Genomic DNA, 15023 nt, shown 5'->3' on the forward strand with positions numbered 1-15023 from the left:
TCAGCCGCGGGGGAGGCGCCCCTTGCTGTGCATGGCGGTGCGGACGCGGTCCTCGGCCAGGCTGCGCCCGGCGGCGTGCGGCGTGACGCGCTGCTGCCGGGCCGCGTCCAGCACGGTCATGGTGTTGGCGCGCAGCCGGGTCGAGACCGTCTCGACGATGGTGGACGTGTCGGGCCGGAACCCGGAGTAGCGGGCGTCCATCGCGAAGGCGGCCGCGACGACGCCGCCGGCGTTCGCGACGAAGTCGGGCAGCACGGTGATGCCGCGCTCCGCCAGGATGCTCCGGGCGTCCGCGGAGGTGGGCAGGTTGGCGCCCTCCACGACCAGCTTCGCCTTGATCTCGTGCGCGGTGGTGCGGTCGATGACGTCCTGCAGGGCGGCGGGTACCAGGATGTCGCAGTCCACGGTGAGTTCGCCGCCCGGGGCGAGCACGGCGCCGGGGGAGTGGCGGGTGACGAACCGGTCGCCGTGCTCGTCCCGGGCGGCCAGAAGCGCGTCGACGTCGAGGCCGCTGGGGTCGTGCAGTGCCCCGTGCGCCGTGGACACCGCGACGACGGTGGCACCGAGTTCGGCGAAGCGGCGGGCGGCCGCGCTGCCGACCGCACCGAAGCCCTGGAGGGCGACCCGGGAGCCGGCCATCGGCAGCCCCTGGTGCCGGGCTGCGGCGTCGGCCGCCTCGGCGACGCCGTAGCCGGTGACGCCCAGCTTGTCGTAGGCCACGCCGCCGAGGTGCTCGGGAGTGCCGACGGCGGCGCCGCGGTCGCCCAGCTCGTCCTGGATGAGGGCGGCGTCGCTCTCGGTCAGGCCCATGTCGAGCCCCATCACATACTCGCGGGGCACCTCGTTGGACAGCGCGCGGGCGAAGGCGCGCAGCACCGCCTCCTTGTCGCGGGCGGCCGGGTCGGCGACGATGCCGGCCTTGGCGCCGCCGTAGAAGAGGTCGACGGCGGCCCACTTCCACGTCATGACGCGAGCCAGCCGGGCCACCTCGTCGACGGTCACGCCGGGACCCATGCGGGTGCCGCCCTTGCCGATGCCGCGCGCGGTGTTGTCGATCACCAGGACGCCCTTCATGCCGGTGCGCCGGTGCGAGACGACGACGATCTTCTCGGGGCCCCACTCGTCGACGAGGGAGAGTGCGTCAGTCACGGGTGTGTTCCTTGTCGGTAGGCGGAAGGGACGGTGCGGGCAGGGCGGAGGCGCCGGCCGGGGGCAGTGCCCGGGCGATCAGCTCGGCGAGGTGGGTGCCGCCGCGATCGGTCTGCTGGGCGATCTGGGTGCGGCAGCTGAAGCCGTCGGCCAGGATCCGGGTGTCGGCGGCGGCCGAGCGCACCGCGGGCAGCAGCACCTGTTCACCCGCGGCGACCGACACGTCGTAGTGGCCGCGTTCGAAACCGAAGTTCCCGGCGAGGCCGCAACAGCCGGAATCGAGCGCGGTGTTGTCGATTCCCATCCGGGCCAGCAGCGTGGCGTCGGCGCCGAAGCCGGAGGTGGCGTGCTGGTGGCAGTGGGTCTGGCTGAGGGAGCGGCCCTCGACCTGCGGGGGCTGCCAGCCGGGTGTGTGGTGGACGAGGAGTTCGGCGAGGGTGAGGGTCGCGTCGGCGAGGGCGCGGGCGTCCTCGTCTCCGTCGAGGAGTTCGGGGAGGTCGCTCTTGAGGGCCGCCGTGCAGCTCGGTTCCAGCCCGACGACGGGGGTGCCGACGCGGACATCGGGAGCCAGTGCGGCGACGGTCCGCCGGGCGATGCGGCGGGCGATGCCGAGCTGCCCGGTGGTGATCCAGGTGAGCCCGCAGCACTGGGTGCCGTCGGGGACCCGCACCCGGAAGCCGGCGTGCTCCAGCACGGCCACACCCGCCTTGAGGACCTCGGGGCCGAAGTGGTTGTTGAAGGAGTCGACCCACAGCAGGACCGGGCCGCGCCGGCCGTCGCCCTGGGGCGTGCGGCGGCGGAACCAGGTCAGGAAGGTCTGGTCGGCGAAGCGGGGGAGGTCCCGCTGCGCGGCGATGCCGCCGAGCCGCTTGACGGCGGGGGCCAGGCGCGACGAGGCGAGCGCGTTGACCAGCCCGGGGACCCGGGCGGCCAGGCGCGCCAGCAGCGGCAGCCAGCCCATGGTGTAGTGCGCGGCGGGCCGCAGACGCCCCTTGTAGTGGTGGTGGAGGAACTCCGACTTGTAGGTGGCCATGTCCACGCCGACGGGGCAGTCGGCGCTGCATCCCTTGCACGACAGGCACAGGTCGAGGGCGTCCCGGACCTCGGTGGAGCGCCAGCCGTCGGTGATCACCTCGCCCTGGGTCATCTCGTACAGCAGCCGGGCGCGGCCGCGGGTGGAGTCCTTCTCGTCCCGGGTGACCCGGTAGCTGGGGCACATCACATCGCCGCGGTGATCTGCGGAGCGGCACTTGCCGACGCCCACGCAACGGCGGGTGGCCTTGGCGAAGTCGCCGTCGTCGGCGTGGAAGGGGAAGACGGTGGCCAGGGGCAGCGGGGTGCGGTGCGGGCTGACGCGGAGGTTGCCGTCGACGGGCAGCGGACGCACGATCATGCCGGGGTTGAGGCCGTTGTCGGGGTCCCAGACGTTCTTGAACTCCTCGAACAGGGCGATGACGTCGGGCCCGTACATCAGGGGCAGCAGCGCGGAGCGGGCCTGGCCGTCGCCGTGCTCGCCGGACAGCGAGCCGCCGTGCGCGGCGACCAGCCGGGCGGCGTCGGCGAGGAAGGCGCGGAAGACGGCGGTGCCCTGCTCGGTGCTGAAGTCGAAGTTGATCCGGACGTGCAGACAGCCCTCGCCGAAGTGCCCGTAGACGGCGCCCCGCAGCTCGTAGCGGTGCAGCAGCTCGGTGAACCGGCGCAGGTAGGAGCCCAGTTGGTCGGGCGGGACGGCCGCGTCCTCCCAGCCGGGCCAGGCCTCGGCCCCGCCCTCGGCGCCGGTGCCCGGGGGCAGGCGGGTGGCCAGGCCCGCACCGTCCTCGCGGATCCGCCACAGGCCGCGGGCACGGGCGGGATCGGTGACGATCTCGTGGCCGGTGCAGCCGGCCCGCTGCGCCGTTGCGGCCAGCGCTTCGGCCTGCCGGGGCAGCGCGTCCGCGGGGCCGCCGAGTTCCGCGAACAGCCAGGCCTGCCCGGCGGGCAGGGTGTCGATGGTGGCCCTGGTGCCGGGCCGGGTGACGATGTCGGTCAGCGCGCGGTCGAGTCCCTCCAGGGCCAGCGGCTCGTGCCGGAGCAGTGCGGGGACCGCGTCGGCCGCGGCGCCGGCGTCCGGGAACCCGAGGACGACCAGGGCCCGTGCGGGGGGAGGCGCCAGTAGGCGGACGGTGGCCGAGAGGACGACGGCCAGCGTGCCCTCGCTGCCGACCAGGGCTCTGGCGAGGTGGAAGCGCCGCTCGGGCAGCAGTTGTTCCAGCGCGTAGCCCGACACCTGCCGGGGGAACTGCCCCAGTTGGGTGCGGAGCGTCGCCAGATTGCGCCGGGCGAGCCGGTCCAGGGCGGCGATCAGCTCTCCCCGGTCGTCTCCCGCGGCCACGGCCGCGTCGATCTCCGCACGGGTCATCTCGCCGAGCCGGACCACCGTGCCGCGGTAGGTGACCACCTCGAGTTCCACGATGTTGTCCGCGGTGCGGCCCCAGGCGAGGGAGTGCGAACCGCACGCGTTGTTGCCGATCATTCCGCCCAGGGTGCAGCGGCTGTGGGTGGAGGGGTCGGCGCCGAACAGCAGGCCGTGCTCGGCGGCGGCGCTCTGCAGGTCGTCCAGGACGATGCCGGGCTCCACGGTCGCCGTCCGGGCCTGCGGGTCCAGCGCGATCAGCCGGTTGAACCAGCGGGAGAAGTCGAGCACCACGCCCGGCCCGACGGCCTGTCCGGAGGTGCTGGTGCCGGCGCCGCGCGCGGTGATCGGCACCCCCAGGCGACGGCACACGCGCAGCGCGTTGAGGACGTGCTGCCGCTCGCGGGGGAAGACCACGGCCAGCGGGATCCGGCGGTAGTTGGAGGCATCGGCCGAGTACTGGGCGCGGCGACCGGCGTCGCCGGCGACCGTGCCGCAGTCCGCCTCGTCGAGGGCGGCGGCCACCGCTGTCGCATCGAGGCTGCCGACGTCCTGGGCTGTCGAGGTCACCGTGCTCGCTCCTTCTGGATCACCGGTCGTGTTCCGCCTGGTCCCGACCACGATGTGGGCCGCCGGGGGCCACGGACAAGGCCCAGCAGGACGAAAGAATGCGGTCTTGAGAGAAAGGAATGCTGAGGCTCGCGTTCGAGGGCGGCGGATGCTTATGCTCGCCTCCCGCGTTCGTTGGGAGCCCGCGTTGCTGAAGCCACTGCATCTGCTCACCCTCAAGGCCGTCGTGCGCAGCGCCTCGTTCGCCCTGGCGGCCCGCGACCTCGGCTACACCGCCTCCGCCATCTCGCAGCAGATCTCCGCGCTGGAGAAGGAGACCGGCCTGGTGCTGTTCGAGCGGGAGGCGCACGGCATCCGTCCCACGGCCGCGGCGCACCGGCTGGTCGACCTCAGCACCCATGTGCTGGCGGCCATGGACGATCTGGACCACCAGGTGCAGGAACTGGCCACCGGCGCCACCGGCCGGCTGCGGCTGGGCAGTTTTCCCACCGCCGACGTGCGGCTGGTGCCCTCCGCCCTGTCCGCGCTCGTCGAGAGCCATCCGCGGGCACGGATCCAACTGGAGGAGGGCGAGCCCGAGGAGCTCATCACCGCACTCAGCCACGGCGACCTCGATGTCGCGCTGGTCTTCGAGTACGGGCTCAGCCCCCGCCAGTGGCCCGCCGGCCTCACCCGCCACCAACTGCTGCGCGAGGACCTCGTCCTGCTCCGGGCCCGTGACAGCGGCCTCGGCGGACAGCTGTCCCAGCTGTCCGGGGCCCGCTGGATCACCAGCCGGGAGGACACCGCCGGGGCCCGCTCGTTCGTCCGCCTCTGCGCGGCCGCCGGTTTCGAGGCCGCCGTCGCCTTCCGCAGCAACAACTACGACGTGGTGCGGGAGCTGGTCTCCGCGGGTCTTGGTGTGGCCGTGGTCCCGGCGCTCGGCCATGTGCCCGGCGACGGCATCGAGGCGACCCGGGTCACCCAGCGCTCCGCGCACCGCACGGTGATGGCGCTGCACCGCAGCGAGAACAGCAACCCGCTGCTGCCCGCGGTGCTCCGCTGCCTGCGGCGCGCGGTGCCCGCCGGCGAGGCGTATCTGCACCCCGCGCCTGCCGGGTGACCGGCCGGGCGCGGGCGGGCTCCGCCGCTCCCGGGGAGGGGGGAGCGGCGGAGCGGCCGCGGGGACGGCTGACCACCTGTCACGGAGTGGGTGCGGGCTCGGGTTCGTCGGACTCCGACATCCGGTCGAGGTCGTCGAGGTCCACCGAGCCGCCCGGCATCACCTTGCGGGTGCGGCGGTATCCGTAGCCCGCGTAGATGGCCAGGCCGACGACCAGCCAGCCGCCGAGCCGCACCCAGGTCTCCCATTGCAGGAACGACATCAGCCAGACCGAGAAAGCCATCCCGAGGACGGGCACCACCGGCATTCCCGGGCAGCGGAACCCGCGCTTGAGGTGCGGCTTCCGGTAGCGCAGGACCAGCACGGAGGCCGAGACCACCACGAACGCCAGCAGCACCCCGATGTTGGTGAGTTCCGCGACCGCGTTGATGGGCAGCAGACCCGCTAGTACGGCCGACACGGCCCCGATCAGCCAGGTGGCGCGGTGCGGGACCTTGCGCCGGGGGTGGATGGCGCCGAACCACGCCGGCATCAGCCCGTCGCGGCTGAGGGCGTACCACAGGCGGGAGGCGCCCATCATGAAGGAGAAGGTCACGGTGACGATGCCGATGACCGCGCCGACGGCGATCACATTGGCCAGCCCGCTCAGCCCCACGCTCTGGAACGCGCTGGAGATCCCGCTGTTCGGATTGAGCTCGCTGTAGCGCTGCATCCCGGTGAGCACGATGCAGACCAGCACGTACAGCACCATGGAGACCGCCAGCGACAGCATCATCGCCTTCGGCAGCTTGCGCCGTGCCTCCACCGATTCCTCCGCGGCCGTGCTCAGCGCGTCGTAGCCGAACACGGCGAAGAAGACCGTGGCCGCCCCGGTGAAGGCCCCGCCGAAGCCGAACGGTGCGAAGGGATGCAGGTTGCCGGTCCTGACCTTGGTGAAGCCCACCACGATCACCAGCAGCACGATGGCGATCTTGACGACGGTCAGCACCGTCTCCACCCGGGCCGAGGTGCGGGTGCCCCGGGTCAGCAGCCAGGCCACGCCGAGACAGATCGCCACCGCGAGCAGATCGACCCGGTGGCCGGCGCCGGTGCCCGGGGCGCCCAGGGCCCAGGCCGGCAGGTGGATGCCGACGGCCTCCAGCAGGAAGCCCAGATAGCCCGACATGCCGATCGCCACGACGGCGACGATGGCGGTGTACTCCAGGAGCAGGTCCCAGCCCACGATCCAGCCCACGATCTCCCCGAGGACCGCGGCGCAGTAGGTGTAGGACGAGCCCGCCTTCGGCACCATGCCGGCGAACTCGGCATAGGCGAAGGCCGCACAGAGCGAGGCGGCTCCGGCCACCAGGAACGAGATGAGCACGGCGGGCCCCGCGACATCGCGGGCGACGGCCGCGGCCAGGCTGAAGATGCCGGCCCCGATGATGGCGCCGATGCCGATCATCGTCAGCTGGGTGAGGCCGAGCGTGCGCACCATGCGCTCACCGCCGGGCTGTTCGTGCGGCAGTGTTCGCCTGAAGATTCCCTGGGGGCCTCTTCCCAGCAGTGCGCGAAGGGGGGAATTGGGGGTGTGATGGGGGGACATCGCTCGCTCCCTGTCAGGCAACGGCGGCACGACGGGCCACCGTCGTGGCGGGGGTCACCACTGCCCGAACCCTCACCCACGATCCTCCCCGGCAAAAGGGACCGCAGCGCGACAACTTGCGGGGCTGAGGGCAAGCGGATCTGGTGGAGGAGAGCCGCAGCGCGAGAAGTCCGGATTCTGCTGCATGCTGCATCTTGTTGCGGTGGTGGGCCGACCCGCCCAGCGGGAAGCCCCGTTGGGGAAGCGGCGGACGGCCCCCGTCCTACGGATCGCGGCGGGCCGCCGTGCCGCGCCGGGCCCCGGACACCGCCCGCAGGACGTCGATCAGCGCCGCCACCGTCGGCCGGTGCTCGACGGAGGAGCGGCACATCACCACGATGTGCCGCTCGACCTTCTCCCGCAGCCGTACGACATCGAGGCGGGAGGCGCGCAGGCCGAGCATCAGATCCGTCACCGTGCTCACCCCGATTCCCGCCTCGACCAGCGCCAGCGTGGCCGCGGTGTCGGTCACCTCGTGCTGGACGAGGGGTTCGACGCCCGCCCGCCGGCACGCGGTGCGCACCGCGCGGCCGTAGTAGCTGTCGGCCGACGGCAGGATCCATCCCAGTTCCCGGGTCTCCGCCAGGCCGATCACCTCACGGCCGTCCAGCGACCCGGCGGGCACCGCCAGGGAGAAGCGCTCGCGGTACAGCTGCCGCACCTGCAGGGCGGGCTCGCGCGGAATCGGCACATCCGGGTAGTCCAGGCCCAGTGCCAGGTCCACCGCTCCGGACGCGACCGCGTCGTGCACCTCGTCCACGTCCATGTCGCGGCTGTGCACCGTCAGCCCCGGATGCACCCGCCGCACCTCCTGCAGCGCCCGCGGCAGGATCTCGGCCGCCGCCGTGGCGAACAGCCCCACCTGCAGCACCCCGGAGATCTCGTGACGGGTGCGCTCCAGTGCCTCGACGGCTTCCGCCTCCGTCGACAGGATCCGCTCGGCGTGGCACGCCAGCGTCCGGCCGGCATCGGTCAGCTCCACCCGCCGCCCGACCCGCCGCAGCAGCTCCATGCCGGCGGCCTTCTCCAGCGCGGCGATCTGCTGGGAGACCCCACCGGGCGTGTATCCAAGGGCCTGTGCCGCCGCGGTGATCGTGCCGCGCCTGGTCAGCTCCACCAGGGACCGCAGCTGGGCGCTCGTCCAGTCCATATAGAGATCGTAATAGATCGGACGCACTAACTGTTCGTAGACGTCAACGGTTGGAGTGCTGCACGATGACGGGCAGCTAGCTGATCAGCTCTTCTCGCCATGCACTGACAGCCCCGCCACGCGCCGGACGGACACCCCGGCGCAGGCGCCGGCCTCCGGAAGGGATCGGCCTCTTGTCCATGTCATCCAACTCCCGCACCGTGCCGCCGACTGCCGACGTCGTGATCGTCGGCGGCGGCGTGATCGGCACCAGCATCGCCTTCCACCTGGCCGAGGCCGGAGTGACCGATATCGTCGTCATCGAGCGCGGCGAGCTGGGCAGCGGCAGCTCGGGCAAGCCCATCGGCGGGGTGCGGGCGCAGTTCTCCGACCCGCTCAACATCGCGCTGGGCAGCAGGAGCCTGCGGGCCTGGCAGGACTTCGGACAGCGCCCCGGCGCCGACATCCGGCTGGACGACGTCGGCTACCTCTTCCTGCTCACCAGCGACCAACAGGCCGCCGACTTCGAGACCTCGGTCCGGATCCAGAACGAACTCGGCGTCCCCAGCCGCATCATCGGCCCCCGCGAGGCACAGCGGCTGTGCCCCTACGTCACCACCGACGGGCTGGTGGCCGCGGCCTACTCCCCGACCGACGGCCACGCCCGGCCCGGGCTCGCGGTCCGCGGCTATGCGCACGCCGCCGCCCGGGCCGGCGTCACCTTCGCCACGCACACCACCGTCACCGGACTCGACACCACCGCGGACCGGGTCACGGCCGTCCACACCGATCACGGCCGGATCACCTGCTCCACGGTCGTCTGCGCCGCGGGCGCCTGGTCCGCGCGGCTCGGCGAGATGGCGGGTGTCCACCTCCCCGTGCGTCCGGTGCGCCGCCAGCTCGCCTTCACCGCGCCGCTCGCGCCGCCCGCCCCGCGCATCCCCTTCACCATCGACTTCGACTCGACGGCCTACTTCCACAACAGCGACGACGGCCTGCTGTTCGGCCTCGCCGACCCCGACCAGGCCGACGGCTTCGACACCACCTGGACCCCGGACTGGCTCACCCTGTTCCGCGCCGCCGCCCGGCGCAGGGCCCCCGCCCTCGCCGACATGGCGACCGACGGCGGCTGGGCCGGACTGTACGAGGTCACCCCGGACCACAACGCACTGATCGGACGCGCCGGAACGCCGCACAACTTCCTGTACGCGACCGGGTTCTCCGGCCACGGCTTCCTGCAGGCACCGGCCGTCGGCGAGATCGTGCGCGACCTCCACCTGGAGCGCACCCCGTTCCTCGACGTCACCGCCTTCGGCGCCGACCGCTTCACGACCGGAGCCGAGACCCGCCCCGAAATCCACGTGGTGTGAATCCCCCCGACGGAAGGACGACCTGCCGATGATCAGCCAGTGGCACCTGCGCGCCGCGTTCGCCCAGCGGCTCTCGGACATGTACGGGCGGGAAGTGCCCGCCTACACCACGCTCGTGGACGTCTCCCGCGAGGTCAACGAGGACGTGCTGAAGGCCCAGGGCGCCGACGCCGAGCGCCTGGGCTCCATCGGCCGGGTGACCGCGGAGCGGCACGGCGCCATCCGCGTCGGCACGCCGGAGGAACTCCGCCAGGTCGCCCGCGTCTTCGGAGCCCTCGGCATGCGCCCGGTCGGCTTCTACGACCTGCGGGAAGCCGCCGCCAGCGCGGTCCCCGTCGTGTCGACCGCGTTCCGCCCCGTCGACGGCGAGGAGCTGGCCCGCAACCCCTTCCGCGTCTTCACCTCCTTGCTCACCCCCGCCGACCCCCGGTTCTTCGATCCCGAACTGCGGGCCCGTCTGGAGAACTTCCTCGCCGGCCGTGAGCTCTTCCCGCCGGAACTGCTGGACCTCGCCGACCGTGCGGAAGGCGCCGGGGAACTGTCCGAGGCGGATGCCGAACGGTTCCTCCACCTCGCCGTGCGGGCCTTCGAGCTGTCCCCCGAGCCCGTCGACCAGGCCTGGTACAGCACGCTGGAACGGGTCTCCGCCGTCGCCGCGGACATCGGCGGCGTCCGCAGCACCCATATCAACCACCTCACCCCGCGCGTCCTGGACATCGACGAGCTGTACCGGCGGATGACCGAGCGCGGCATCGAGATGATCGACACCATTCAGGGGCCGCCCCGCTGGAAGGGCCCCGACGTCCTGCTGCGCCAGACCTCCTTCCGTGCGCTCGCCGAGCCCCGTGCCCTGCGCACCCCGGACGGCAGCGTGATCAGCGGGGCCCTGCGGGTGCGCTTCGGCGAGGTCGAGGCCCGCGGTATCGCCCTCAGCCGTACCGGCCGGGCCCGCTACGACCGGCTGCTCGCCCGCGTCGACGAGGAGGCCGCAGGCCTGCCCCGGCCCGACCGGGACCGACTCGCCCGCGACCTGTGGGCACAGGAGATCCCCGACAGCGAGCAGGGGCTCGCCGCACAGGGCCTGGCGCACTTCACCTACCACGTCGCGCCCGACCGGCCGCGCGACGGAAGCCGGCCGCCCGCCGGGCTCGGCGACCTGCTGGAACAGGGCTGGATCCGGGCCGAACCCCTCGTCTACGAGGACTTCCTGCCCCGCTCGGCGGCCGGCATCTTCCAGTCCAACCTCAGCGAGGAGGGCTCCCGGAACAACGACCAGCAGGGGGCCGCCTACGACAGCGCCTGGCTCTCCGGCGTCCTGGGCCGTGACGTCCTGGACCCCTTCGACCTCTACGAGGAGCAGCAGAACCGCTCCCTCGGGCAGGTCACCCGCGAACTCGGTCTCGACGGCACGCCCGTCTGACCCCCGGCCCGCCACCCGCACCCCTCCACACCCCTAGGGAGCACCATGACCCGCACCATCCTCCCCACCACCGAGGACCTGCGCACCCGTGCCCGCGGCAGCCTCGCCGCCCTCGGCGTCACCGTCCCGGAGGGCGACGACTTCGCCGCCCGCAGCCCGATCACCGGCGAGGACCTGTTCGGCCTGCGCGCGGCCACCGCCGCCGACACCGAGGAGGCCGTCGCCGCCACCCGCGAGGCGTTCCTCACCTGGCGCACCACCCCCGCGCCCCGCCGCGGTGAACTGGTGCGCCGCCTGGGCGAGTTGCTGCGCGACCACAAGGGCGAGCTGGCCGATCTCATCACCATCGAAGCGGGCAAGATCCGCTCCGAGGCGCTCGGCGAGGTCCAGGAGATGATCGACATCTGCGACTTCGCCGTCGGCCTGTCCCGCCAGCTCTACGGCCGCACGATCGCCTCCGAGCGCCCCGGCCACCGTCTCGCCGAGACCTGGCACCCGCTCGGAGTGGTGGGCGTGATCTCCGCGTTCAACTTCCCCGCCGCGGTGTGGTCGTGGAACACCGCCGTCGCGCTGGCCTGCGGTGACACCGTGATCTGGAAGCCCTCGGAGCTCACCTCGCTGATCTCGCTCGCCTGCGACCGGCTGCTGGCACAGGCCGCCGAGGACGTCGGCGCCCCCCGCGATGTGCACCGCCTGCTGCTGGGCGACCGCACCCTCGGCGAGAAGCTCGTCGACGACCCCCGTATCGCGCTGATCAGCGCCACCGGCTCCACCCGCATGGGACGCGAGGTCGGCCCCCGCGTCGCCGCCCGCTTCGGACGCAGCCTGCTCGAACTCGGCGGCAACAACGCGGCCGTGGTCACCCCCTCCGCCGACCTCGACCTCGCCGTACAGGGCATCGTCTTCGCCGCGGCCGGCACCGCGGGCCAGCGCTGCACCACGCTGCGGCGTCTGATCGTCCACCGGGACATCGCCGACACCCTCATCGCACGGCTGACCGCCGCCTACCAGAAGCTCCCCATCGGCGACCCGTTCGACGAGGCCACCCTCGTCGGCCCGCTGATCTCCACCACCGCCCTGGACACCATGCAGGACGCCCTCACCCGGGCGCAGGCCGAGGGCGGCAAGATCCTCGCGGGCGGCAACCGGCGCCTCGCCGACGCCGCGCCCCGGGCCGGATACGTCGAACCGGTCATCGTCCGCGTCGACGAACAGACCGACGTCGTCCGCGAGGAGACCTTCGCCCCCATCCTGTACGTGCAGACCTACGAGACCCTGGAGGAGGCCATCGCCCTGCACAACGACGTCCCGCAGGGCCTCTCGTCCAGCATCTTCACCCGCGACCAGCAGGAAGCCGAACTCTTCCTGTCCGCGGAGGGCTCCGACTGCGGCATCGCCAACGTCAACATCGGCACCTCCGGCGCCGAGATCGGCGGGGCCTTCGGCGGGGAGAAGGAGACCGGCGGCGGCCGCGAGTCCGGCTCCGACGCCTGGCGCGCCTACATGCGCTCCGCCACCAACACCATCAACTACTCCAGCCGCCTCGCCCTCGCCCAGAACGTCAGCTTCCTCTAGGCGCCGGACGGGCCCGCGCCCGCACCGAAACGTCCTCGACCGCCCCCGTCCTGCCGTGCGCAGGGCGGGGGTTCGTCGTGCCCGGGGCGTCCGAAACCGCCCGCGGACCCGGCCAAGTGCCCGGTTATCGGGCGCCACCTGCCGTTTTTCGTCAAACACGGCGCTGCACCGGGACATCCGTTGACGCGGTGGGTGCCGCGGTGTGATGGTACGGCGGCCTGGGTCATGGACATGTCGCCCTTCCGCCGTGCGGACGCCGCCCCACGGGGCCGAAGCCGGCAGGACGACGACACCGCGAAGACCCGGCGCTCCACCAGAACCTCCGTCGGTAGCACTCCCTACCCCTCAAGGAGCCATGGTGTTCCGAAGACTCGCGGTGGCCGGCGTATCGCTCGCCGCCACCCTCCAGGCAGCCCTGCTGCCCCTCGCCCCCACCGCGGCGGCCGCCCCGCAGGCCGCCCAGCCGCTCCACCCGCCCGTCACGGCGATATCGGCCGTCGACCGGGCTGCGCACCACGCCACCGCCCGCACCCGGGCCGCCGAGGCCCCCGACATCGACGTGGCCAAGGTCCAGGCGCATCTGACCGAGCTGAACGCCATCGCCACCCGCAACGGCGGCACCCGCAAATCCAGCGGGCAGGGCTACCGGGACTCGGTCGCCTATGCCAAGGCCAAGCTGCAGGCCGCCGGTTACACCGTCACCGAGCAGCCCTGCACCTCCGGCTGCGCCTCCGGCGCCGGCCCCAACCTGATCGCCGAGTGGCCGCAGGGCGACGCCGGCAACGTGTACATGTTCGGCTCCCACCTCGACAGCGTGGGCGCGGGGCCGGGCATCAACGACAACGGTTCCGGCTCGGCCGCGCTGCTGGAGACGGCGCTCACCCTCGCGCAGCAGCACCCCACCATGGCGGCCCGCGTCCGTTTCGGCTGGTGGACGGATGAGGAACAGGGCCTCAACGGCTCCGACTTCTACGTCAACTCCCTCTCCTCCGCCGAGCGCTCGAAGATCAAGGCGTACTACAACTTCGACATGATCGCCTCGCTCAACGGCGGCTACTTCATCAACCACCTGACCTCGGCGGCCGCCCAGCCGATGAAGGCGTACTGGGACTCGCTGGGCCTCCAGCCCGAGGAGAACACCGAGGGCGCCGGCCGCTCCGACGACTACTCCTTCGAGCAGGCGGGCATCCCCACCTCCGGATACGCGATGGGCGCCAGCGCCCGGAAGACCTCCGCACAGGCGGCCAAGTGGGGCGGCACCGCGAACCGCGCCTACGACTCCTGCTACCACCAGTCCTGCGACACCACCAGCAACATCAACGCCACCGGACTGAACCGCAGCGTCGACGGCATCGCCGCCACCCTGTGGAAGGTCGCCGTCGCCGACACCGCACCGGCGAACGACTTCTCCCTGACCGCCGGCCCCGCCGCCGGCAGCGTCGACCCCGGGGCCTCGGCCACCAGCACCCTTTCCACGGCCACCACCAGCGGGTCCGCGCAGACGGTGACGTTGTCGGCCTCGGGCGCTCCGGCCGGTGTGACCGTCTCCTTCAGCCCCGCCTCGGTGACCTCCGGCGGCAGCTCCACCATGACCCTCGCCACGACCTCGAGCGCGGCGCCCGGCACCTACCCCCTCACCGTCACCGGCACCGGGTCCGTCACCCACACCACGCCGTACACCCTGACGATCAAGGGCACCGGAGGCTGCACCACCCAACAGCTCCTCGCCAACGGCGGGTTCGAGAACGGCACCACCCCCTGGACCGGCGACACCGGCGCGATCGGCGCCCACGCCGGCCAGTCCGCCCACAGCGGCAGCAGGTTCGCCTGGCTCGGCGGCTACGGCTCCTCCGCCACCGACTCCCTCGGCCAGTCGGTGACCGTGCCCGCCGGATGCAGCAGGGTGACCCTGACGTACTGGCTGCACATCGACACCGACGAGACCGACCGCACCGCCTACGACACCTTCAAGGTCAAGGTGGGCAGCACCACCCTGACGACCCTCTCCAACACCGATGCGTCGAGCGGCTACACCCAGCGCTCCCTGGACCTGAGCCGGTACGCCGGCCAGCGGATCACGCTGACCTTCACCGCCACCGAGGACTCCAGCCTGCAGAGCAGCTTCGTCGTCGACGACGCGACCCTGCAGACCGGCTGACCGACTGCCTGACCGAGCCGGCCGCCCACGACCGGTCCACCGCTGCCGGCTGGTCCGACCGACCGATCGACGGCCGGAGGGGCGGGCGCCCCGCGCCCGCCCCTCCGGTGCCGTCTCCCTGCGTTCGCCGGCCCGCCCGGTCAGGCGGGCGCCTCGTCCGTCGCGTAGCACGACGCGGCGTAGTGCCCCCGGTCGCCGGTGGGCGTCCAGCCGCCGGTGCCCTGCCCGGGGTCGGCGAGGGTGAAGCCGTTGTCGAGCAGTTGCGCGCCGAGGGACGCGGCGGGGAAGCCGCTGCCGTCGGGCGTCTCCTCGACCGGCCACAACGTGACGAGCAGGGCCTCGGTGTCGCCGGTGTCGGGCTCGCTGTCGAGAGTGGCGACTTCGAGGTGCCAGCGGCCGTTGCGCACAAAGGCCTCGGCGCGGTAGGCGGCGCGTGCGGCCGGGGCGTTCTGATGGGTTTCGGTCATGCGAAGGGTGCTCCTGTCGTGGGGGAGGGGCCGGACGTCCTGGGACGATTCTGCGGGACGGCGGCCG

At 72.7% G+C, this 15023-nt stretch carries 10 protein-coding genes; 5 read left to right on the plus strand and 5 right to left on the minus strand.

What is annotated here, in order from left to right; translation table 11 throughout:
- Together AB0411_RS06815 and AB0411_RS06820 are read right to left on the minus strand one after the other, a co-directional pair.
- Window positions 1–1149, minus strand: a complete 1149-nt coding sequence (locus AB0411_RS06815; RefSeq protein ID WP_366416160.1) for a Glu/Leu/Phe/Val family dehydrogenase — start codon at window positions 1147–1149, stop codon at window positions 1–3.
- Entirely contained in the window at window positions 1142–4111 is a 2970-nt protein-coding gene (locus AB0411_RS06820; RefSeq protein ID WP_366416161.1) for an FAD-binding and (Fe-S)-binding domain-containing protein, read from the minus strand. Before AB0411_RS06820 ends, AB0411_RS06815 begins: the two co-directional genes overlap by 8 nt.
- A 187-nt stretch (window positions 4112–4298) precedes the next feature.
- Here AB0411_RS06820 and AB0411_RS06825 point away from each other — a divergent pair, with 187 nt between their 5' ends.
- The gene (locus AB0411_RS06825; protein ID WP_366416163.1) at window positions 4299–5213 is read left to right on the plus strand and encodes a LysR family transcriptional regulator; all 915 of its coding nucleotides are present in this window, start codon (window positions 4299–4301) and stop codon (window positions 5211–5213) included.
- A 79-nt stretch (window positions 5214–5292) separates the two neighbouring features.
- On the opposite strand, the gene AB0411_RS06830 is transcribed toward AB0411_RS06825, so the two are convergent.
- Together AB0411_RS06830 and AB0411_RS06835 are read right to left on the minus strand one after the other, a co-directional pair.
- A complete protein-coding gene (locus AB0411_RS06830; RefSeq protein ID WP_366416164.1) occupies window positions 5293–6690 on the minus strand; it encodes an amino acid permease in 1398 nt (465 codons plus the stop codon).
- A 370-nt stretch (window positions 6691–7060) separates the two neighbouring features.
- The gene (locus tag AB0411_RS06835; protein WP_366416165.1) at window positions 7061–7987 is read right to left on the minus strand and encodes a LysR family transcriptional regulator; all 927 of its coding nucleotides are present in this window, start codon (window positions 7985–7987) and stop codon (window positions 7061–7063) included.
- A 179-nt stretch (window positions 7988–8166) separates the two neighbouring features.
- Here AB0411_RS06835 and AB0411_RS06840 point away from each other — a divergent pair, with 179 nt between their 5' ends.
- The 4 genes from AB0411_RS06840 (at window position 8167) to AB0411_RS06855 (ending at window position 14489) form a co-directional block, all read left to right on the plus strand.
- A complete protein-coding gene (locus tag AB0411_RS06840; RefSeq protein ID WP_366416166.1) occupies window positions 8167–9336 on the plus strand; it encodes an NAD(P)/FAD-dependent oxidoreductase in 1170 nt (389 codons plus the stop codon).
- A 28-nt stretch (window positions 9337–9364) separates the two neighbouring features.
- Window positions 9365–10756: a 2-oxoadipate dioxygenase/decarboxylase gene (gene hglS, locus AB0411_RS06845; RefSeq protein WP_366416167.1), complete on the plus strand. Its 1392-nt coding sequence runs from the start codon at window positions 9365–9367 to the stop codon at window positions 10754–10756.
- A 45-nt stretch (window positions 10757–10801) separates the two neighbouring features.
- Window positions 10802–12331 (plus strand): L-piperidine-6-carboxylate dehydrogenase, encoded by a 1530-nt coding sequence (amaB, locus tag AB0411_RS06850; protein WP_366416168.1) that lies wholly within the window; start codon window positions 10802–10804, stop codon window positions 12329–12331.
- A gap of 355 nt (window positions 12332–12686) precedes the next feature.
- The gene (locus tag AB0411_RS06855) at window positions 12687–14489 is read left to right on the plus strand and encodes a M28 family peptidase (RefSeq protein WP_366416169.1); all 1803 of its coding nucleotides are present in this window, start codon (window positions 12687–12689) and stop codon (window positions 14487–14489) included.
- Window positions 14490–14629: 140 nt separating this feature from the next.
- Here the strand turns inward: AB0411_RS06855 and AB0411_RS06860 are convergent, their stop codons facing one another.
- Window positions 14630–14956: a hypothetical protein gene (locus AB0411_RS06860; RefSeq protein WP_366416170.1), complete on the minus strand. Its 327-nt coding sequence runs from the start codon at window positions 14954–14956 to the stop codon at window positions 14630–14632.
- Window positions 14957–15023 lie beyond the last annotated feature (67 nt).

Origin of the sequence: Streptomyces angustmyceticus (assembly GCF_040701845.1) — a bacterium.
Classification (GTDB): Bacteria; Actinomycetota; Actinomycetes; order Streptomycetales; family Streptomycetaceae; genus Streptomyces; species Streptomyces angustmyceticus_A.